Origin of the sequence: Algoriphagus sp. SE2, from assembly GCF_039563885.1 — a bacterium.
Classification (GTDB): Bacteria; Bacteroidota; Bacteroidia; order Cytophagales; family Cyclobacteriaceae; genus Algoriphagus.
Genome location: NZ_JBCLWJ010000011.1, coordinates 120,257 through 141,075, shown reverse-complemented (window position 1 = coordinate 141,075; position 20,819 = coordinate 120,257). Strand labels below are relative to the sequence as shown.

The 20,819-nt window shown below is 38.7% G+C and carries 24 protein-coding genes; 12 read left to right on the top strand and 12 right to left on the bottom strand.

What is annotated here, in order from left to right:
- Positions 1-3: 3 nt before the first annotated feature.
- Both AAGF08_RS13980 and AAGF08_RS13975 read right to left on the bottom strand, forming a co-directional pair.
- Positions 4-567: a hypothetical protein gene (locus AAGF08_RS13980; RefSeq protein WP_343511855.1), complete on the bottom strand. Its 564-nt coding sequence runs from the start codon at positions 565-567 to the stop codon at positions 4-6.
- 34 nt (positions 568-601) lie between these two features.
- Positions 602-1,705: a DUF5009 domain-containing protein gene (locus AAGF08_RS13975; protein WP_343511854.1), complete on the bottom strand. Its 1,104-nt coding sequence runs from the start codon at positions 1,703-1,705 to the stop codon at positions 602-604.
- A 396-nt stretch (positions 1,706-2,101) separates the two neighbouring features.
- Between AAGF08_RS13975 and AAGF08_RS13970 the strand changes: the two genes are divergently transcribed.
- On the top strand, positions 2,102-2,872 hold the full coding sequence (locus tag AAGF08_RS13970; protein ID WP_343511853.1) for a hypothetical protein: 771 nt from the start codon (positions 2,102-2,104) through the stop codon (positions 2,870-2,872).
- Between the two features lie 99 nt (positions 2,873-2,971).
- Here the strand turns inward: AAGF08_RS13970 and AAGF08_RS13965 are convergent, their stop codons facing one another.
- Together AAGF08_RS13965 and AAGF08_RS13960 are read right to left on the bottom strand one after the other, a co-directional pair.
- The gene (locus AAGF08_RS13965) at positions 2,972-3,385 is read right to left on the bottom strand and encodes a hypothetical protein (protein ID WP_343511852.1); all 414 of its coding nucleotides are present in this window, start codon (positions 3,383-3,385) and stop codon (positions 2,972-2,974) included.
- Positions 3,386-3,456: 71 nt separating this feature from the next.
- A complete protein-coding gene (locus AAGF08_RS13960; RefSeq protein WP_343511851.1) occupies positions 3,457-4,176 on the bottom strand; it encodes a DUF6090 family protein in 720 nt (239 codons plus the stop codon).
- Positions 4,177-4,496: 320 nt separating this feature from the next.
- Between AAGF08_RS13960 and AAGF08_RS13955 the strand changes: the two genes are divergently transcribed.
- The 4 genes from AAGF08_RS13955 to AAGF08_RS13940 all read left to right on the top strand — a co-directional run bounded on the left by AAGF08_RS13955 (position 4,497) and on the right by AAGF08_RS13940 (position 6,550).
- Positions 4,497-5,258, top strand: a complete 762-nt coding sequence (locus AAGF08_RS13955; protein WP_343511850.1) for an SDR family oxidoreductase — start codon at positions 4,497-4,499, stop codon at positions 5,256-5,258.
- A 150-nt stretch (positions 5,259-5,408) separates the two neighbouring features.
- The gene (locus tag AAGF08_RS13950; protein WP_343511848.1) at positions 5,409-6,017 is read left to right on the top strand and encodes a hypothetical protein; all 609 of its coding nucleotides are present in this window, start codon (positions 5,409-5,411) and stop codon (positions 6,015-6,017) included.
- Positions 6,018-6,251: a hypothetical protein gene (locus AAGF08_RS13945; protein ID WP_343511846.1), complete on the top strand. Its 234-nt coding sequence runs from the start codon at positions 6,018-6,020 to the stop codon at positions 6,249-6,251.
- The gene (locus AAGF08_RS13940) at positions 6,182-6,550 is read left to right on the top strand and encodes a GNAT family N-acetyltransferase (protein WP_343511887.1); all 369 of its coding nucleotides are present in this window, start codon (positions 6,182-6,184) and stop codon (positions 6,548-6,550) included. Before AAGF08_RS13945 ends, AAGF08_RS13940 begins: the two co-directional genes overlap by 70 nt.
- On the opposite strand, the gene AAGF08_RS13935 is transcribed toward AAGF08_RS13940, so the two are convergent.
- The 8 genes from AAGF08_RS13935 to AAGF08_RS13900 form a co-directional block, all read right to left on the bottom strand.
- Positions 6,534-7,436, bottom strand: a complete 903-nt coding sequence (locus tag AAGF08_RS13935) for a TIM barrel protein (protein ID WP_343511845.1) — start codon at positions 7,434-7,436, stop codon at positions 6,534-6,536. The genes AAGF08_RS13940 and AAGF08_RS13935 overlap by 17 nt on opposite strands.
- A 17-nt stretch (positions 7,437-7,453) precedes the next feature.
- Positions 7,454-8,293, bottom strand: a complete 840-nt coding sequence (locus AAGF08_RS13930) for an MBL fold metallo-hydrolase (protein ID WP_343511844.1) — start codon at positions 8,291-8,293, stop codon at positions 7,454-7,456.
- 58 nt (positions 8,294-8,351) lie between these two features.
- Positions 8,352-9,374: a cobalamin-independent methionine synthase II family protein gene (locus AAGF08_RS13925; protein ID WP_343511843.1), complete on the bottom strand. Its 1,023-nt coding sequence runs from the start codon at positions 9,372-9,374 to the stop codon at positions 8,352-8,354.
- An 89-nt stretch (positions 9,375-9,463) separates the two neighbouring features.
- On the bottom strand, positions 9,464-10,654 hold the full coding sequence (locus AAGF08_RS13920; RefSeq protein ID WP_343511842.1) for a Gfo/Idh/MocA family oxidoreductase: 1,191 nt from the start codon (positions 10,652-10,654) through the stop codon (positions 9,464-9,466).
- Between the two features lie 27 nt (positions 10,655-10,681).
- Positions 10,682-11,503, bottom strand: coding sequence for an SIS domain-containing protein (locus tag AAGF08_RS13915; protein WP_343511841.1), 822 nt, complete (start codon positions 11,501-11,503; stop codon positions 10,682-10,684).
- A 2-nt stretch (positions 11,504-11,505) separates the two neighbouring features.
- The gene (locus tag AAGF08_RS13910) at positions 11,506-12,390 is read right to left on the bottom strand and encodes an ROK family protein (RefSeq protein WP_343511840.1); all 885 of its coding nucleotides are present in this window, start codon (positions 12,388-12,390) and stop codon (positions 11,506-11,508) included.
- Positions 12,387-13,172 (bottom strand): SDR family oxidoreductase, encoded by a 786-nt coding sequence (locus tag AAGF08_RS13905; RefSeq protein WP_343511839.1) that lies wholly within the window; start codon positions 13,170-13,172, stop codon positions 12,387-12,389. The genes AAGF08_RS13910 and AAGF08_RS13905 overlap by 4 nt, the downstream gene beginning before the upstream one ends.
- 75 nt (positions 13,173-13,247) lie before the next feature.
- The gene (locus AAGF08_RS13900; RefSeq protein ID WP_343511838.1) at positions 13,248-14,594 is read right to left on the bottom strand and encodes a glucoamylase family protein; all 1,347 of its coding nucleotides are present in this window, start codon (positions 14,592-14,594) and stop codon (positions 13,248-13,250) included.
- A gap of 78 nt (positions 14,595-14,672) precedes the next feature.
- Between AAGF08_RS13900 and AAGF08_RS13895 the strand changes: the two genes are divergently transcribed.
- From AAGF08_RS13895 to AAGF08_RS13865, 7 genes are all read left to right on the top strand, one after another.
- A complete protein-coding gene (locus AAGF08_RS13895) occupies positions 14,673-15,914 on the top strand; it encodes an ectonucleotide pyrophosphatase/phosphodiesterase (RefSeq protein ID WP_343511837.1) in 1,242 nt (413 codons plus the stop codon).
- A 1-nt stretch (position 15,915) separates the two neighbouring features.
- Positions 15,916-16,317: a group III truncated hemoglobin gene (locus tag AAGF08_RS13890; RefSeq protein WP_343511836.1), complete on the top strand. Its 402-nt coding sequence runs from the start codon at positions 15,916-15,918 to the stop codon at positions 16,315-16,317.
- A gap of 80 nt (positions 16,318-16,397) precedes the next feature.
- Positions 16,398-17,288, top strand: a complete 891-nt coding sequence (locus tag AAGF08_RS13885) for a formate/nitrite transporter family protein (protein ID WP_343511835.1) — start codon at positions 16,398-16,400, stop codon at positions 17,286-17,288.
- A gap of 131 nt (positions 17,289-17,419) precedes the next feature.
- Entirely contained in the window at positions 17,420-18,028 is a 609-nt protein-coding gene (locus tag AAGF08_RS13880) for a DUF1080 domain-containing protein (RefSeq protein WP_343511885.1), read from the top strand.
- Between the two features lie 145 nt (positions 18,029-18,173).
- The gene (locus tag AAGF08_RS13875; protein ID WP_343511834.1) at positions 18,174-18,920 is read left to right on the top strand and encodes a hypothetical protein; all 747 of its coding nucleotides are present in this window, start codon (positions 18,174-18,176) and stop codon (positions 18,918-18,920) included.
- A gap of 41 nt (positions 18,921-18,961) precedes the next feature.
- A complete protein-coding gene (locus tag AAGF08_RS13870; protein WP_343511833.1) occupies positions 18,962-19,990 on the top strand; it encodes a hypothetical protein in 1,029 nt (342 codons plus the stop codon).
- 246 nt (positions 19,991-20,236) lie between these two features.
- On the top strand, positions 20,237-20,791 hold the full coding sequence (locus AAGF08_RS13865) for a transposase (RefSeq protein WP_343511832.1): 555 nt from the start codon (positions 20,237-20,239) through the stop codon (positions 20,789-20,791).
- Positions 20,792-20,819 lie beyond the last annotated feature (28 nt).

Here is a 20,819-nt window from a genome sequence, read left to right as displayed (position 1 = left end):
TTCTTACTCGAAGGATCCATTTATTTTTCTTTTCAAGTAATCTCCTTTTAGATTTTTCATGCCAAGAGTTAATAAATAAAGGACTGATATTGAAAATAGGAGGTTTGACAAATTAAGAAGTAAGCTGGATCCCGTTAAAGGCAAAATTGATACAAAGAAGATCGTTCCCAGAATGAAAATAATACCAGTCCAAAAAGGGTAAAATTTGGTTTTCAAAATTGAAATACCAAATAGCATCATTCCCAGAAACCAAATTCCCCCAACTAGTTTATAGAGGGTATTACCGGCAAGAAATTCAGAAATACTCAAACCAGAATTCATGACCTGTATTGGGAAATATGTTAATCCTAAGTAGGTGATCAAAATAATGACAGCGCCAATTTGACTTAGGAGATTATTTTTAGCCGATTGGATTTTATGTAAAGCCCAGATTCCAAATCCTGCAAAAAAATGATAGGATGCTGTTAAATAATAAACTGATGGAGTATAACCACTGAATATTTCAATAACTTCAGAAATACCCCAACAAGAAAATCCCAGAATGCCAGCGTAGATCAGATATTTCATTTAGTGTTTAGGAAAGCGTTGATTTGACCGATAATTATACTTTTATAAAAGTCTTGTTTTGATACATATACCATAATAAGAGGTATAGGATTGCAAAACCTCCAATGGTATTGATGACACCGTAATACGCACCTGTGTATTGTTCTAATCCGAATAATAAGAAGTCTGCGATCCTAGAGAAATTGAATACGTGAGAAAGCACATAAGCAGTAATCGCATTCATTCCGATCACTTTCAGTGGAAATGTCCATTTGATTTTCCCTTTTACATCAATCACCCAATAGAATAAGGCCAGTAGAATATAACAAACTCCTGATGATGCCAGGACAAATGAACTGGTCCATATTTTTTTCACAATCGGATGCCAAATCCCCCATATCAATCCTAATCCTAGCGCAGCAATTCCGGCAATTAATAAATACAAAGCGACTTTTTCTCTGGGGAGTTTTGATTTAATAAGTTCCCCGGCAAAGAGTCCAGATAAGGTAGTAGCGGTAAACCCTAATCCAGTTAGAAACCAAGTGTACTGAAGTCCATCGTCAAATCTTCCAAAAACCAACTGGTCAAAATACAGAGCATAATTACGATCAGGAAGTAGGACACTTTTTCCGATTCCCGGAATAGTAGGAACCGTTAAAATCAAAGCGTATACGATGAGGCAAAAGGCAAAAATTGCGTAGAGCCACTTTCTATCCAAATTGATATAGGCGATACAAGAAAAAAAGTAGCCAACAGCGATTGCTTGTAAGGTATTGCTAAAAACATGAAACGTAGACAAATCTAAATCCAATAAATTACCCTGAACGATCCATCCCAAAATAAAAAGAATCACAAAACGCTTGATGAGTTTTTTGTAGATAGCGCTTTTCGAGGTGTTCTCTTGCATGCGTTTGGATAAAGAAAATGGAATAACGGCTCCAACAACGAATAAGAACAGGGGCATGATAATATCATAGAATGTAGAACCAAACCATTCCGGATGATCAAATTGATTGGCTAAGGATTCAGTAAATGAAGTTCCTGCTCCTTGATTTAACCTGATAAAAAAACGATCTGCAAAAATTATTAAGAGCATGTCAAATCCTCTCAATACGTCAATTGAAAGGATCCGATTGGGTTTGGCTAAATTTTCCGACATAAAAAATGTGTTTGGCTGCTGCAATTTTTTTGATTGATAATCGGGTAGTTTAAATGTTTGGCTCTTCGTATCTAAGGTATTGGTAATGAATCATTAAAATACTTCCAATTTTTTGCATTGCAAGGATTACCAGTCCAATCATGAAATGTTTGTACAGTCTTATTCCTTCCTACCAAATTCACGAGCTAAGGACCTTTCAAAAAAATACGCAATAATTTCGGATGCTAGGTTTAGCATAGAATCAAAAAATCCTTCAAAGTTGGAAAAGAAGGATAGGCAGGAGTTGTGCCTGGGACTCAAACATATTTAAAAGTTGAATTGGAGCGACCTGTCATTTTTTTTAGTTTAAGGTGATTTTAGAAAAAAGAGACGCTGTTAATAATTACTTGTAATACGATGATCAAATTTTTTAGAAAGATTCGTGAAAGCCTGATCAAAGAAAGAAGGTTCAGTAATTACCTGATTTATGCTTTTGGGGAAATTGTGCTGGTGGTGATAGGGATTCTAATCGCTTTGGCTATCAACAATGCAAACCTCCGAAGGATAGATTCCAATAACGAGCAGAACTATCTATCGGGCTTAAGATTTGAGTTTCAGGTGAGCAAAATGAAATTAACCGAGTTGCTGGCTGTCAACCAAAAGAATCTGGATGGGGCAAGGGAAATTCTGAATTTCATCCATTCGGAACCAAATCAAGCGACCGATCAACGGCTTTCTGAATTGCTATTTGGTACTTTCTCGGATGATATTTCTTTTAATCCCAATAATTCCTTTTTAAACGAACTGATCAACTCGGGGAATTTGAAAAATATTTCCAGCATTGAGCTGCGGAAGAAACTGACTTCCTGGCTCGCTACGATGGATGACATCAAAAGGCAAGAGGCGGAACTGAGCAGTCAGCGGGAGGATGTGCTGGATTTGTTCCGAACGGAGGATTACAGTATCCTGACTATTTTTGAGCAGACCGGAGTCAGTCAGGTACTTGATATTCCAGCTCCATCTAAGCAGGTAAGTAATCTGGGTATTCTGGATTCCCGGGCTTTTGAAAATGAGTTACTGATTTTTATGCTGACCTCTGAGGCTACAAAAACAAATCATTATGAACCCTTACTGGAGGATCTAGGTGATATTTTGGAGTTAATTGAAGGGGATTTGGAGGGAAAGTAGGGAATGCGATTTGAGGAATGGATAGGGCTGGTTTTAACGTTAAGGCTATGCGCTTTATCCCGTAGGGTATTGCGCATAGGTGTTTTTGTACATAGTTTTTTATTCATTCTCCGAAATAGTACCTGAGACTGTAAAAATAGTACCATCCTTTTTTCTTATTACTGATGCAACAACATTATTCTCAAAATCAGCAAATTGAGTGATATGGTCTCCGTCAGTTTCTGTTTCAACCCAAGTTGTTATAACTGAATGTTTGTTTAAATGCAATGTTTGACTTTTTTCAGTTTGGAAATCCACCAAATCATCATCAATAACATTCCATTTCAAAATAGAATCAGATTCGAAAATTACTTTAACTTGCATTATATCAAAGTCTAACAAAATAGTGTCTTTGAGAACATTATTGTATTCGACATTTTGTCTTGTTTTCTCTTCTACAGCAGTATGATTCTCTTTATTTGAACAACTAAAAAGAATCATAAATATGTATATACCTAATAATAGTTTTTTCATTTTAGTTTTATTTTCTACAACGATGATGATTAAATGAGTTTTAATTCATTTAATCTTTTGTTAGCGGAAGTTTATTTTAGTCGAATAATTTCTTCTTGGCATTTTCTTTTCAGTTCATTAACTCGTTCCACATTCATTTTATTCAATAAATTAAAGCTGGCATGGTCATTAATTAAGGTTCTAACAAAATATCTGAAGGATTTATTCAGCATAAGTTCATTGAAATTATTGGGCACCATTTTGCCAGCATAATATGGTGGATCTGGTATAATAACTTGAAACTCTTCAAAGTGATCCTGATAATAATGTCTTTTTAGCTCTTGAATATCTTCGGTGAGTATTCTTTCATTATTCTTGAGTATCATATACTGCTGATCATATAAACTAATTATTTCCAATCTTAATGATTTGTTAGATATGGTTTCAAAACCCATTGATTTTAATGATTCATAAGGCCCAAGAGCACTTGCAAACGTGGTGTAATTATTAATAGAGGCAAAATGACGTGACAAAGAATCATTGAATGCACCTTTACTATCTAAAACAGTCAGTATTATTTCACTTGATTTTATAGCTTGATTATGAAAGGCAATATTGATGCTCAATGCACTTGAATCAGCTTCAAGAGATGAAATAAGCTCATTTAGTATCCCTATTTCAGCAATCCGAGCTTTGCTACTTTCATTCCAGTCATTTAGCCCAAACGCAATGATAACCCCAACCACAACTACTAATGTTTCAAACCCGTGTCGAATCCAGTTTTCCTTAAAATGGAAGATGATTTTCTTCATATTATATTTCCGCTAACGATTGTGTATGCGAAACTAGTTTCGCATACATTTTATATATCTGTAACCTATCCAAAATTGAAAATCTTAGGAAATGGCATTTTGCCGATTTTAAGACTCATAAGAACGTCAAATAAATTCTTTATCCCTATACCCAGTACAGGGTGTTTTTTAGGCGAATTGCCAAAAAATTAGTCTAGGAATGGAAATCCGGGAATAGTTAGGAGTTGGAAAACCATTTTTTGGCTACATCATTCCTAGATTTGGCTACACCTTGGAACCGTTTTTACCTGAGATTTGTAGAAACAAAAACAACAGATAAAATGAAAGAAACGAAAATAGCTTTGGTCACGGGAGGAAGTCGTGGATTGGGAAGAGATATGGCGCTCCGCTTAGCCGAAAAAGGAATAGACTTAATTATTACCTATCATACCAATGAAAAAGCTGCCAATGAGGTAGTGGCAGAAATCGAGAAATTGGGACAAACCGCGAAAGCCCTCCCTTTGGATACAAGTGAAATCAAAGGCTTTGATGCGTTTTTTACGGTTCTGTATGAATACCTCCAAAGCGAAAAGCATCGCGAAACATTTGATTTCCTGATCAATAATGCCGGCACTGGCTTGTATGTTCCTTTCTTGGAAACTACCGAAGCCATGTTCGATGAGATGGCAAACATTCACTTAAAAGGAGTGTATTTTCTGACTCAAAAGGCTGTTCCATTCCTTAGCGAGGGAGGAGGGATCATTAATATTTCCTCAGGTTTGGCCCGATTCAGTCTTCCTAATTCTTCTGCTTATGGAGCGATGAAAGGTGGTGTGGATGTGTTGACTCGCTATCTGGCGAAGGAACTGGCAGGCAAAAAGATTAGAGCAAATGTAGTCGCTCCAGGTGCTATCGCGACTGAGTTTGGCGGAGGAGAAAATCGGGATAACGAACAAAAGAGAAAGCTGATTTCTGGTGCCACAGCATTGGGAAGAGTTGGAGAAGCGGAAGACATCGGAGGAGTAGTTGCTTTCTTGTGCAGCGAAGATGCCCGTTGGATCAATGGTCAGCGAATCGAGGTTTCGGGCGGGATTTTCCTTTAGGAGCCGTAGTCTGTTTCTTCAAAGACCACTTGACGCTGCAGGTTCCGGTCTATGAGACACAGACCAGGGTGAGGATTTTTAATCTTCTTAGGGCAATATTTTTTCTGGAATACAATTAATCAGTAGTTTTCTAGCCCCAAATTAGGTTGCATGAAGTTTATCCCGATTCTTGTTTTCTTCTTACTCAGTATTTCTCTTTCGGCCCAGACCAAGTATCGGGATGAGATGGGGAGGTCTGTTTCCAAAGATGAATTTCAGAATAAGATATTGAATGGGCCATATTTCGGAGTGCCCAGTGAGGATCCTGAGGTGATGATGCTGATTTATAGAATGCCTTTTGGAAAGGTGGAACCGGAGATTTTCTATGAGAAGTTAGGGAAAATGCAGGATCTGAAAGAGGGGAAATCCCTGATTGTCGTTTATTATCCAGGAAAGGATGAATGCAATTCTACCGGCGACAATGCCTACGATACCCGATACTTTCAGAAAACTCATGACTATTTGTTGAAAACAGCAGCGAAGCGAAATGCGGGGGAGCCGGCTTACATATTTAAAAACTCCCATGGGTTGGAGAAATACCAGGGAATCATAACCTGGATGCCTGATCCTGATGGAGTTTTCGAAAATCAATTTTTTAAATTTCCGTATCCTTGCAGAAGTTTTGTGGTGATTCATCCCACCGGAGAATACCGGGCGATTTTAGGGGAGTTTCCCAATAATCAAATCGATCAGGCGCTGAAAATTTTGAACAAGAATTAAATGAGGAATTCTATTACGATTGAGGAAGTAAAAGCAGGAGAACTGGAGGAATTGGTTTTAATGGCCAGAAAGTCATTTTTGGAAGCTTTTACTGCAGGAAACAAAATCGAGAATGTGTATGCCTATCTGGATGAAGCGTTCACCTTGCCTCAGTACCATAAAGAATTCTTGAATCCCTGCTCCAAGTTTTTTGTGGCAAAAAGGAGGGGAAAATCATCGGATATACCAAAGTAAATCTGGTTCCGGCACAGACAGATATCCATGATCCTAAGAGTTTGGAGATTTCAAGACTCTATGTTTTGGAGGAGTTTTTAGGAATAGGGCTTGGGAAGGATTTATTGGATTACGCGTTTGATTTTGCCAGAAAGCAAGGTCTGGAATATGTTTGGCTGGGTGTCTGGGAGAAGAATGCCAGAGCGATCCGCTTTTATGAAAAGAACGGTCTGGTGAAATTTGGGACGCATCCATTTCCTTTTGGAGATGAAATCCAAACGGATTGGTTGATGAAAAAAACTGTTACCTATCAAAAATAATTTTTACAGCTTCCAAATCTTTCTGATGAGCTTCCACAACTCCCATACTAGCAGGAGATTTTGCTTCTAGGCATTGCTCGATAACTAGATGTGGTTTGATTTTTTTGTTCTTGAGTTGTTGAGCAAATTTGGAATAATCAATATCGCCTCTGGCTGAAAAAGTTTCGTCCCAAATCCCATTACTTGATTGACGAAGGTGCAGTTCTATTACCCTATCTCCATACATTTTTAAGATATCAAAAACCGCTAATTCGGAATTGTCCGAACCTCTGTACACCCAATGGGTATCAAAACAAAAAGAGACATTTTTTGGATCAGTATTTTGTAAAACGTGATGAATTTCCCGAGCTCCCGCCCTCAATTCCATATCATGGGTATGATAGGCTAGGGTAATTCCTTTTTGCCGGAGTAGTTTACCAAGTCTGTTCATGGATTCGGCCTGTAGCCTTAGCTCTGCATCAGATTTATTTACGGGATTATTCCAATCAATTGGACTGGGATTGGTGACGAAGATTTTGCAGCCAAAAGGAGCAGCTACCTCTGCAATTTCCATGATATTTTGGATCGATTTTTCCACTTCAGATTGATCATGAAGCACCGAGTTCGCATACATTGAGGGCATGGCGATTCCATTTTTTTTCATCTCTGGAATTAGCTTTTCAAGCATGGTGGCATTTTCGATACTGGGCTCATAGGCATGCAATCCCGACTTTGAATACAAGGCCATATCTTTAGCTAGATCTTCTCCCCAAATTTTTCCATCTCGACGAAAGAATGTGATCCAGTTGTATCCATTACTGGAAATGGGAAGTTGGTCCATACCAAAATCCTTTAAATCCAAAGTCATCAGTAATGGAATTGCGGCTAGAAAATTTCTTCGTTGCATGGGACTTGTTGTTGAATCTAGATCTCTAATTTTCCACCTATTTCCAGCACTTTATAGGGGATGCCTTCCTGTTCAGCTGCTTTTACAAAGTTTGCTGGGTCTTCCGTATTAAACTCAAACATATCGTAATGATGGGGAATGACAACTCCAGTATCTATTGCTTTTCCAAACTTTGCTGCCTCTTCCGAACTCATATTACCGGCGATCTTGCGTTCTGGTCTATTTCCATTGATTGGTAATAGCATGACATCTGGTTTGAAAGGAGCAACTTTTGATTCTAACCCTTCATACCAAAGTGTATCTCCAGAATGATAGATAGTGTAAGGGCCAACCTTAATAATGAATCCTAAAAATTTATGTTGACCGATTTCATTGGTTTCCAATTCATTATGAGCAGAAGGAATTGCAGTTATAGATACCTTATCGTTTAAAATATGGCTTTGTTGATCTACAAGCCCTATCGGAATGTTTCTGTCGCAACCTAAGCGTTCCGCAACAAAATCTCTATTGGCTTCAGGGATAATGAATTGAATTCCGGGGTTTGCATCAAGAATTGGATTAAGCGTTTCAGCATCTAAATGATCTGTGTGATTGTGAGAGGAAGTCACTAAATCAATGAAATTTAATTTCTCGGGAGAAATTACAAGTTCACTCATTCTTACGTGCTGCTTTTCTGTATTTGCATATTTTCTTGTTAAGCTATCAGATAAATAGGGATCCAGTAAGAGGTGAAATTTATTCCATTGGATCAGAAAGCCGCTTTGCCCAAGCCACCAAATTCGAAGTCCCTCTGATTTATTTGCAGTTGCTTTGATTTCTTCTAAAAGAGTATCCTCTTTTTTTATCGGTTTAATCATTCTAATCCCTTGATTTATCTTTTATTGATTCGTTTTTTTTCTCTTTTCAACTCCAATTTTACCTCATCTCTTTAGCCCCTTGGCACATAGCAGCTAGTTTTCTTTTTGATGCCCATCGAGCTGTTTGGCTGAGCCCACAATCCGGAGCTACGGCTAATTTTTCTGCAGGAACATATTTTAGGCAAGCTTTGATTCGCTCTTTCACGTCCTCTACTGATTCGATGTAATAATTTTTCACGTCTATGATCCCCACAGCGACATCCATTTTTTCAGCGAAAGCAGCCAAAAGTGCTATCTCATCAAACTCCCGATTGGCCATTTCCACATGAATTTCATCCACGTTAAAATCAAGAAAATCAGGAAGCATGGGATGTAATTTTCTATAGCCAACAGGCCTTCCTTTGAAATTCCCAAAACAAAGATGGGTGGAGAGTCTTGTTTTCCCAACAGCCGGCGCAACGGTTCTATTAAAAATGTCAACAAATCGTTTGGTGTCTTCTTTGTATGCGTAGCAAGACATAGAAGGTTCGTCGACGGTGATTTCCTGACAGCCTGCCTCTACCAGCCTTTGAATTTCATCTCGAACCATCGGTAAAAGGGCTTCTGTGATATCAAACCGATCTTTATAAATCTTACCATCCGGAATCATCCTTCCGCTAAGCGTGTAAGGGCCTGGGATAGATGCTTTTAAAGTAGGACCTTTGGGTGCCAATCGAACCAATCTTTTATATTCCTCTACTGCACCTAAACCTCTGGGAGCTGATAGGGGAGCAAGAATGGAATGCTTGCCTCGTTGGTCATGGGCAGGAGGTCCAAACTTTCGCGTCTCGTCATGATTTGGTTGGAGGCCTTGAAGGAATCCATAGAATGACAGATTAAAATCAAGGCGGGTTTGCTCTCCGTCGGTAATGACATCCAAACCTGCATCGACCTGATCTTTGATAGCAATGCTGACTGCATCATCGATCATCTCGTCAATATCCGCTTTTCCGAATTTGTCTAGGTTATTTGAACCGAACTCGAGCCAACCTGGAAAAGGGTAGGAGCCAATTACTGTGGTTCTGATTGGGATAGGTTGCATTTTTCTGTATTGATGTTTTAAAATTATCAGATCAGTGGACAAAGGAGTCAAGAAAAAGAAAAGATCAAATAAAAGATTTCTAATCTTCCTTAGATTATCTCCTTGACCTTTCCGCTCGCTTTTTCTTTTACAATTGTGACAAGATCTCCGTTTGGTAATTTTTCTTTCTTGATAAACCAATGATCCGCATCATACTCTTGGAAAACAGAGGGCTTGCTTACCCCGGTTTTTCCCTTCCATACTTTTAAATTTACTGGTTCCCAGAGTTTGGATTTTGCTGATTTATAAGCAGCATCCATCACTGCATTTACTACATAGCCGTCATAAAAAGTTTCTTGTGGAGTAGTTTGATTTTCATAGGCATCCAACATATCCAAAAACATATTGACATACCCTAATTCAACAGCCTCATCTCCGACGGGGAATTGCCAACCTGAATCTGATTCTGATTTCTCCACCACATAGCCACCTTCCCCTTCGCCAGAAGTAAACATCTCGAATCCAGTTCGAAGCCAGGAATTCACCCAAATGGTTCCTTCGGTACCCATTACTTCATCCCGTAAGTCCATTCCACCACGGAAAGTCCAACTTACTTCAAACTGACCTATGGCTCCGTTTTCATATTTCACCAATCCGATCGCATGATCTTCTGCTTCGATAGGTTTGACCTGGGTATCTGCCCAGCACATGACTTCTACAGGTTTGATATCTTTACCGATGAAGTTTCTGGAAATTTCAATGCAGTGGCAACCCATATCTACAATAGCTCCACCTCCAGCAGCTTCCAGATCCCAAAACCAATCCGCATGCGGACCAGGATGAGTTTCTCTTGACTTAGCCCAAAGAACCCTGCCGATAGCGCCTTCCTTTACAGATTTGAGCGATTTTAAAAATTTTGGGGTGTAACAAAGATCTTCTAAGTAACCAGAGAAAATTCCAGCCTTCTCACATGCATCCATCATTCGAAAAGCTTCTTCGGCATTTCTTCCTAAAGGTTTCGTACATAACACCGCTTTCTTATGTTTTGCACAAGTAAGTACCGCTTCTTCATGGAGGTAGTTTGGGAGTGCTACTATCACAATCTCTGAATCCGGATGGGAAATAGCCTCTTCCATATCGGTAGTTTTGAATGGGGTTTTATAATCCTTTGCAAAGCGATCTACAGTTTCCTGAGACCTAGAATAAACAACTGCTACTTCGTCTTTTATTCTCCTACCCGTTAGAGATTCCGCATAAAATCTACCGATAAATCCGCCTCCTAGAATACATATTTTTGCCATGGTTCCAATTTTTCAATTTCTAATAATTTATGGATTTTCTTTCAAAGGGTTTTGATCCGATACATAAGAAGGAATGCCATTTTGTTGATACATCTTCGCAATACGATGACCATGCTCATCATAGGCCGCCTGAAACAACGCAGCTGCTTTTTCAGGTCCAACTATCGCTGCAGCTGTCAATACTTTAGGTGGGTGGCCTGCCTCTGTCAGTAGTGCAGCTAGTTCAGCTTTGATACTATTGATCAGCATACAGGAACCAATGGTCGATCCGGGAGAGACAGGCGTTTCGAGTCCATCGATTTCTACCATAGCATCACCTACGGGAGCGCCGGAATCCAATACCAGATCAGAGAAATCAGATAATTTTTTCCCATCAGGTTTCTTTGATTTAGATGCCTCAGAGTGGCTTTTGGACAGTAAGCCGACAGTTTTAATTCCCTGCGATTGGAAAATCTCAGCCATTTCAATAGGCACGATGTTGCATCCTGAGGAGGAAATAATCAAGGCCGAATCCAGTTTTGAGAGATCGAAATTTCTTAAAATTTGGGCCGCTAAACCGGGAGTGTTTTCAAGGAACATTGCTTGCCTTTGACCATTGGCCCCGACGACCAGATTATGAAAGGTCAGGGAAAGCTCCACAATTGGATTGAAACCTGGAAATGAACCATAGCGTGGCCACATTTCTTCGACCATTATTCGGCTATGTCCCGATCCAAACACATGAACCATTCGTCCGGCCAAAATGCTTTCTGCAAACCACCTGGCAGCAGTTTTGATTTCGGCTTCCTGAGATCGAACTGTTTTTATAAGTTCTTCACATTTGTCCAAATATGTTTGTGTATAACTCATAGTTATTTTTTTAAAGCAAAAGCAGCTGCACCAAGAGCCCCAGAAAAATCCATGTATTTCGCTTGGAGTATTTGGGTTTTCTTTCCTTTGGGTCTGAATTCATACAAAGTAATAAAATCATCCAAGGTCTTAAAGAGATGATCTCCCGCATGGGTGAGGCCTCCGGCTAAAACAATTGCCTCAGGACTAAAAGTATTTATCAAAGAACAGACACTCAAAGAAAGGTTTCTCATCATATCAAGCCATAGCCATTGTGCAAAAGTCTCTTTTCGATCCACTGCTTCAAGGAGTGCGAAGGTGTTTTTAAATTTCCCATGACTTCGCTGCTCAATGGAATAATTACCAAGAGCATATTCCAGACTTCCAGGCATTCCCAAAAGACTTTGCTGAAAGTTATGAGGCTGGAGAATAGTATGTCCAATGTGACCTGCCATTTGGGAAGATCCTTGGTGTAATTTCCCCTCTAGCAAAAGAGCTCCACCAACCCCAGTACCTAGGGTAATTAAAATGGCGTTTTGAAAATTTTTTAGTGAACCAAAGGAATGTTCAGCCATAAGAGCGGCATGGGCATCGTTGAGGACTTTCGTTTTGGTATTGAGGTAATCAGACCAAATGAAGTTTTCCATTCCTGAAAGACGGTTTGGCAAAAAGCTGATGGCAGTATTTGTCTCATTGGCCAATCCGGGAGCCGAAATCCCGACCAATATTGTACTTTCCTCAATTCCTTGCTTGAATTCATCGAAAACGCTTTTAATATTCTTTTGCCAGTTAGGATCCGATCCTGAGTAGGTTTTTGCTTTGATTTGTTTTAGGATTTCTCCTTCCCCATTGATGAGAACGCCTTTAATGTTCGTACCTCCGATATCAATCCCTATCGCTTTTTTCATTGGTATTGACCTTCTGTTAAATGCCAACCCCCATCAATATGAAGGACCTGACCTGTGGTGAATAAAGAGGAATCGGAAAGGAAAAAGAGAACTGCATCAGTTAAATCGGAGGTTTGACCAACACGGCCACCATCCAAAGGCATTTTTGACTTGGAGAAAGAGGTAATAGACTCATTATTCATAGCCCTTTGGGACATGGGACTCTCTACTAATGCCGGCGCAAGAACATTGATTCGGATATTATGAGGAGCATAAAAAGCAGCGGTACTGATGGTAAGTCCTTCGATGGCGGCCTTTGCAGCTGCATATGCATGCGTTACAAAATACCTGGGGGATGGGGAAAAGGCTAAAACTGAACCAAGATTTAGGATTGATCCACCGTGGCCAAGCTTAAGAAAAGCCTGAATGGCAGCTTGATTGGAAAGCATCAGCGATGTTAGGTTTAAGCTAAGTGTTTGATTCCAACCCTCTAAAGTTAGCTCATCTAAAGGACCGTCTCCATATTTCCGCCCACTTCCTCCTGCTACATGAAATAAGCCATGAAAGTCTCCAAATTGATCTAAACACTCCTTAATGGCAGACTGAGCTAATCCTTCTTCTCTTGCATCACCCCAGATGACTTTATGGTTTCCCTTCAATTCTTTTTTTGCATGGCTGCAACTCTCCTCATCCAGTCCAACGACAATTAGATTTGCGCCTTCATTTTCTAAGGCAATTGCCGCTGAAAGCCCAATTCCAGATGTTCCTCCAATGATGACAATCGATTTTTGATCTAGCTTCATATAAAAATGCCCTTGGGTTGAAATCTTCCTTGATGATCCAATTTACCAAATAGTATTTTCTTTGGGTGTCTTTTTTTAATATCCTTCAAATCCTAATTTTTTCAATCCAATTTCGATTTCAGGAGCTTTCATAAATAAGTTCCATCCTAAGCCGCTCCGGTAATTCTCTATCATACTTACCATGGGGCCTTGATCAATGGCAAGGTAACGCTGAGGAAAAAAATCGTGCTCTGGACTCATAGCATCATAAAAGCCATATTTCCCAAAGACTTTATCTCCATAATTTTCATATAAATTCCGGATTACTTTTAGGCTTTCTTCCGGAGTATAGACTATGGATGATACAGCGGCGGTCGGAGAAATTACCCCAGTATCGTTTCCAGGCCTATGGGCATTATAGAAATTAATGGAATAGGATGCAGTCAAGCCCCAAAGATCTTCCCCATAACCTTTAAAATTCCCTGAATTAGTAATGCACCAAGCACGATTGATCAGGGTTTGATTTCGGTTTTCTTGCCAGTAATCTGCGTATTTATCTTTCAGGCCTTTTGGATTTAAACTTAAATAGGAATAATGTGCCCAAAATAGAGGGCCACCATATTCTTCTGCACCGTTATGTTTAAGTTGTAGCGGGATTCCGAAGGGTGATACTCCTTTTGCTTTAATATTTCCTGAACTTGCCCAGCCTTGATGATAAGCTTCAGGATCAATGGGGTGAGTTGGAGAGGAAGCCGCCAAAATATAAACGATCAAAGCCTCATTATACCCTTCTAATGCAAAATTCATTTCCCAACCAAAATTTGGTGACCAATGCCAATACAGGACTTTTTGACCTCCTTGGGTATGAAAATTCCAGTCCATCTCTTTCCAGAGCTGATTTATTCTTTCTGCCAATTCCTTTTCAACGGATGTTCCATTTTTGAAGTATTCCCTGACAACGAGTAAACCCTGAATTAGGAAAGCAGATTCTACCAAATCTGCCCCGTCATCTTTGGGAGAAAAGGGTTTGACTTTTCCCGTATTCCCATCTAGCCAATGGGGCCAGATGCCATGCCAGCGATCTGCTTTTCCCAAAAAAGTCACCATTTTTTCAAATCTGACCCTGGCTTGATCTCTACTGATCCATCCCCTTTCAATCGCCCCAAGAACTCCAATTAGGCCCATACCTGTACCTCCTGTTGTAACGATATGTTGATCATTATCTGGATAATTGCCATCAAGATGAATCCGCTCCGGAGCCATTCCAGAGTTAGGCTCAGCTCCATTCCAGAAATATTGAAAAGTATAGAAAGCTACCGTATCAAGAAGTTGATTGTCAGAAAGTCTGATAGAAACATGTCCTTTTGAGTTAGTAGATTCTTTTGTCTTTGAGGAGACTGATAGAAGAACAATTAAAATTAAAAGTTGAAAACTATAATGCATATTGGGGTTAATTGTTGATTCAATGTAAAAAAATGATTTGAATTGGTTGGAAGGGTAGGTACTTTTAAGAAAAAAAATATGCGAAATATTTTAGTTTTTTTCCTCTCGTTTTTAGCTGTTAACTCTTTTGCGCAGCAAGCACCAGAACCTACCGTAATTTTGATCTCGCTAGATGGGTTTCGCTATGATTATGTGGAGCGCTTTAAACCCGAAAATCTTTCCCGATTCATAGAAGATGGAGTTGCAGCCAAATCCCTGATCCCTTCTTTTCCTACCAAGACTTTTCCTAATCACTATACCATTGCCACGGGCATGAGACCGGAGCACCATGGAATTGTAGATAACTCTTTCTATAATCCCAAAAAAGATCAGGAATACAGAATCAATAAGCGGGAATTGGTGACAGATGGATCCTGGTATGGAGGTACTCCACTTTGGGTTTTGGCGGAGGAAAATGGAATGAAAGCGGCAAGTTATTTTTTTGTAGGGTCAGAGGCGGATGTAAAGGGAATTAGGCCAAGTTACTACTATGACTATGATGGAAGAGTACCCAATCTAACGCGGGTTTCTCAGGTTTTCGAATGGCTTCAAATGCCTGATTCTATTCGGCCAAGAATGATAACTATGTATTTTTCTGATATAGATGATTTAGGTCATTCATTTGGACCAAATAAGGACGAGCTGCTCTCATCCGGGATTGAAAGACTGGACCGTCAATTGGGAGCCTTGTTTGAAGGGGTTAAAAATATCGATCAGGAAGTGAATATAATTATAGTTTCAGATCATGGTATGGCTAATGTTCCTCTGGAGAAATACATTGCTCTGAATGAAATTACAAAGGGAATTGCAGGTAGAATTGTAGATAGCGGAGCTTTGGCACATATTTATTTGGATGATCCCAAGGACAAGGATAAAGTTATTGCTCAGATTGAAAAGGATGCCAAAGGCTACAGCGTTTTTGATCCTGCAAAAGGAGAATACTATCAAGATGTGAGTGTCTATGGGGATCGAATAGGAGATGTGATTATTCTGGCTGAATTAGGATATTATTTTATGGGAAATCAAGAGTATCGTGAGGTAATAGAGCGTAGGATGAGAATTGACGATACACAAGTGAGAGGAACTCATGGTTACAGTCAGAAGTATCCCGAAATGCATGGTATATTTTATGCGAATGGACCTCAAATCAAATCAGGAAAAACTATTGACTCTTTTGACAATATCCACATCTATCCACTAATCTGTCATATTTTAGGGCTCCCCATTCCTAAAAATATTGATGGGGAACTTGAAGTTTTAAAGCCAATTTTGGATCAATAGAATGGATAAACTAGACATAAAAAGTCGGAAGGAAGTTGATTTTTTAGTTCGTAGATTTTATGATCGAGTACGAAAACATGAAGATTTAGGCCCAATTTTTAATCAGGTAGTAAAAGATTGGGATCACCATTTAGTACATCTTTCTGACTTCTGGGAAATGATACTTCTACAAACTGGTCCGGGGGCAGGGAAATTTAATCCCACCAAAGTTCATAGGGATGTAGACGATGCCGTCGATAATAGCATTGAACAAAGACATTTTGGAAATTGGCTAGAATTATGGTTCAATACAATAGACTTATATTTTGAAGGAGAGGTGGCCAATTTTGCTAAAGAACACGCCCGAAGAATGGCCCATATGCTTTTTATGAGAATTTGGGAAGGAAGAATAGTGAAGAAGTAAATGAACGAATGAGGAGTTTTGTATTTTATATAGGCTTTAAGGTGGCCTGAATTTTACCGCATAGACTTTTGAATATAAAAATGGAAGATAGAAAATTGGATGCAGGGGAAAAGAAACTGGCAGCACAGGAAAAGAAAAAGCAGAAAGTCATTGATAAAGAGATAAAGAGCACCAAGAAAACAGAAAAAGATGCTCCTAAAACTCATGGTGAAATTTTGCGGGATCAAATTTCTGAAGCCCAAGAAACCTACGAAAAGAGTTCAAGCAGTCTTTTTTTAAGTTCGATCACTGCAGGATTGGAAATTGGTTTTAGCTTCTTGATGATTTGTGCAGTTTTTTTCTTCCTTGAGGATAGGATGGAAGAGGAATCTATCTTTAAAATGATCTCCTTGGTTTACCCATTGGGATTTATTTTGGTTGTTTTAGGACAAAGTATTCTTTTTACGGAACAGACAGCACTTCTGACTTTGCCGGTCCTAAATAAAAAGCGAACCATTGGATCGATGATGAGACTTTGGGGTATAGTGATCAGTGGGAATCTTATAGGAGGATATTTTATAGCATTAATCCTTAATTGGTTAGGACCCAGGTTGGGTATTTTTAACAAAGAAGTCGTTGTTACGATAGCAACTCATGTGTTAGATGCCGCTCCTCTAGTGATTTTGGTGAGTGCGATCATAGCAGGCTGGTTGATGGGGTTACTTTCTTGGCTTTTGGCATCAGCAAAGGATACGATAAGCAGAATAGTAATGATATTTTTGATCACTTCAGTAATGGCCTTTACAGGTCTCCATCATAGTATCATTGGAAGTATCGAGGTGTTTTCCGGAATGCTAAAATCCCCGGAAATCAGTTTGGTGACCTATCTTTCTTTTCAGAGTTTAGCTCTATTGGGAAATGCTTTTGGAGGTGCGATCTTCGTAGGTTTAATAAAATACAGAGCTTTTGTTTTCAATATTGTAGGTAGATAATCAATTTAAGACATCTAAATATGAATAATTCATTTGTAAGCCTTTTCCTCATTGTTTTATCTGGTTGCTTTTGGCAGTGTAATGGAAAAGTGGAATCAACAGAAACCATTATATCAGAAACGAAGGATCAAATGGAATCCATCAGTTTGTTTAATGGCCGGGATTTAGAAGGTTGGCATATAGATGTTCCTGACTTAGAGGCAGATAGTAGTCTGCGAATTCCATTCATAATCCGTGATGGCTTGCTTGTGAGCTTAGGAACTCCAGAGGGACATTTGATTACAGATAAAGAATATGAAAATTATACACTCGAATTAGACTATCGCTTTGCCGGGGAACCTGGCAATTGTGGTATTTTAGTTCATGCTTCCGAGCCAAGAGCATTATATGACATGTTCCCAAAATCTATTGAAGTTCAGCTGATGCATAGCAATGCGGGAGATTTTTGGTGTATACAGCAAGATATAAAAGTGGATGACATGGAGAGTCGAAGAGGTCCAAAGGAGGATTGGGGGATTTCGGAGGGAAAGGAGAGAAGGGTTAAAAATCTTACGGACGATTCTGAAAATCCTTTAGGGGAATGGAATCACATCAAGATAATCTGTCAAGATGATAAAATAACGGTTTGGCTCAATGGAGATTTAGTAAATGATGGCTATGGAGCTACCGCTCAAAAAGGTCAAATAGCCTTACAGGCTGAAGGAGCTGAAGTAGAATTCAAGAATATAATTTTGAGGTAGAAAAAATAAAAAAAATCCTATATTTTAGAATAATAGATTATTGTTGTTCAAATTATAGTCTGATTGTCTTAGGAAAATCATAAATTCAGATAGAATTAATTGAGTTTTTAGGAAAGGTAGATTCAAGCAACACAGGATTTTTATTATGAAAAAGTATCTGATCATTGTTAACTGGCGGACTTTTGTGGCTTTAGCCATCACTAGTTTGACTACTCATTTCACTTTGGTCAAGAATTTCCAATACAATTTTGACCTGACTATGATTAGTATCGCCATCATTTTTCCTTTGGTTTTTACTATTAAAAGTGCTTTCCGAAGGAGAGAAAAGGCAATCGAGCATTTGGCAAAATTTAAGTCAGGTTTAATTACTGTTAACGCTTGTTTGCAGAGCCAGTCTAAAATCAGTGATGAGGATAAAAATAAAATTAGGGATACGATTTATAATATCTCAAAATATCTAATTGAATATCTTGGACCTGAACATACTACTTTGGAAACTGTTCGCAAGGAAGCAGCTAAAATCAGTGATTATATTAAGGAGCGCTCGAAATCGATGAAGTTTAATGCTTCTTTGAAAATTCAGGGTTTTATGAGAGATGTTTTGCTGGGAATAGAGAATTCTGCAGGAATAAAAGAACATCGGACACCTGCTTCCATTAGGGCCTATTGTTTAGTTTTTATTTATTTATACCCGATTATTTATGTGCCCTCTGTTTACTTCCGATTACTTGATGGCAATTCTCAAAGTTCACCATGGCTTTTATATACATTGGCATTGATTTCAACCTTTGTCTTAATCTCACTTTTCAATGTGCAAGAACAACTTGAAAATCCTTTTGATCAAGATGGGGTAGATGATGTGAAATTGGAAATGTTTGATTTGAATGAATAAGTAGTTTGAAAAATAGTTTAATGTATTTGAGTTAAGTCGCTATGAAAAGTTTATTAATCGTTTTAGGAGTTTGTTTTTCAATCCTTTTTTCTGGGCAAGAAGTTTATTCCCAAAAGTCTGAGAGTCTTTTTTCCGGTCAGGATCCTATTGAAATTAATATGAAGTTTTCGATCAAGGATTTAAAAAAAGAATCTAATGATTCGACCTATGTCGAAAGTTTTTTGCAATATAAAAACGAGGAAACAGGGGAGTGGGACTCCTTGGATATTGACTTGAGAGTAAGGGGTAATTTTAGACTTGCAAATTGCTATTATCCCCCATTGAGAGTAAAAATCAAGAAAAAGCAAGCTAAGGGAACTGTTTTTCAAGGAAATAGGAACCTGAAATTGGTTATTCCTTGTACTAAATCAAATGGGGCAGATAGTGATATCTTTAAGGAATATTTGTGTTATAAAATGGCAGATGAAGTTATGGATCATACTTTTCATACTCGTCTGGTGAAAATCAATTTTTTAAACGAAGATGATAGAAAGGGTGAAGTCGTAGAGTTAGTCGGGTTTTTTATCGAGGATGATGATGAAGTAGCAGATAGGTTTGATGGAGAGATTCTGGATGGGAAGAAGATTTTAGGGACTGTGCTGGAAGACTCCGCAGCAGTCAGACATGACTTTTTTCAGTTGATGATTGGAAATACCGATTGGTCGACCATGTTTCAGCATAATATGAAAATCCTGAAATTGGACTCGAAAACTGTTGTTCCCTTGGCTTATGATTTTGATATGACCGGACTTGTAAATCCTCCTTATTCTCAGGTGAGTAATTTGGTGGATATTGAGCATGTGACAGAGCGGTTGTATCGGGGTTATTGCAGGGAAGAATCTTTGATGCAGGCTATCAGACAGGAATATTTAGCACTAGAGCCAGATATTTGGGCTATTGTGGATGAAAATGAAAGTAATCTGGATAAAGGGGACATCAAGCCTTTTAGATCATACCTCGAGGACTTCTTTACGACTCTTCATGAAGATAGGCTTTTTGAAAGCCAGATTTTGATGTCCTGTAGAAAGTGATTTTTAGGATTGAAAGTTAATCTTAAAAAAAGTCACTCCCCCGTATTCCAATACTCCAGTCGTTCACATTTCGTCGCTTCGATGCTGTAGAAGTCAAATTCGGCAGTGACTTTGCCTTCGATCAGGTAGATTGCCCTACCTTTGAAAGGATATTTGGTTCAAGTCTTCAGACTTGGACAATGTCAGTTATTAGGCTGTTTTTTGAAAAAAACTAACTAAATTAATACGTTAGTTGGTATTTTTTCGATGAGCAGAAAATATAAAATTAGAGATCAAGATAAATTTTATTTTGCAACCTTCACTGTGGTTGAGTGGATAGATTTATTCACTCATAGGGAGTATAGAGATATCTTTTTGGATTCACTTCGGTATTGTCAAAAATTTAAAGGCCTTGATTTAGGTGCCTATTGTATCATGTCAAGTCATGTCCATATGATCCTTGGCCGGAATGGGGAGTTACCTATAGAAGGGTTAATGAGAGACATTAAAAAATTTACATCTGTTAAGATTTTAGAAGCGATAAAGACTAGTCATACAGAAAGTAGAAAAGATATTTTGCTTTGGCATTTTGGAAAGGCTGGGAGAACAAACCCAAATAATACTCACTTTCAAGTCTGGCAGCAGCACAGTCATCCAATTGAACTGAATACAAATGAAAAAGTCAGCCGATGCATTCATTATATTCATCAAAATCCCGTAAAAGCAGGAATTGTTCTTTCTCAAGAGGATTATTTGTATAGCAGTGCTGTCAATTATGCTGGATTGCCGGAGAAATTGATTGATGTGTTATTGATTGATTAATTATGTTTACAATCTGGAGACTGTGTTT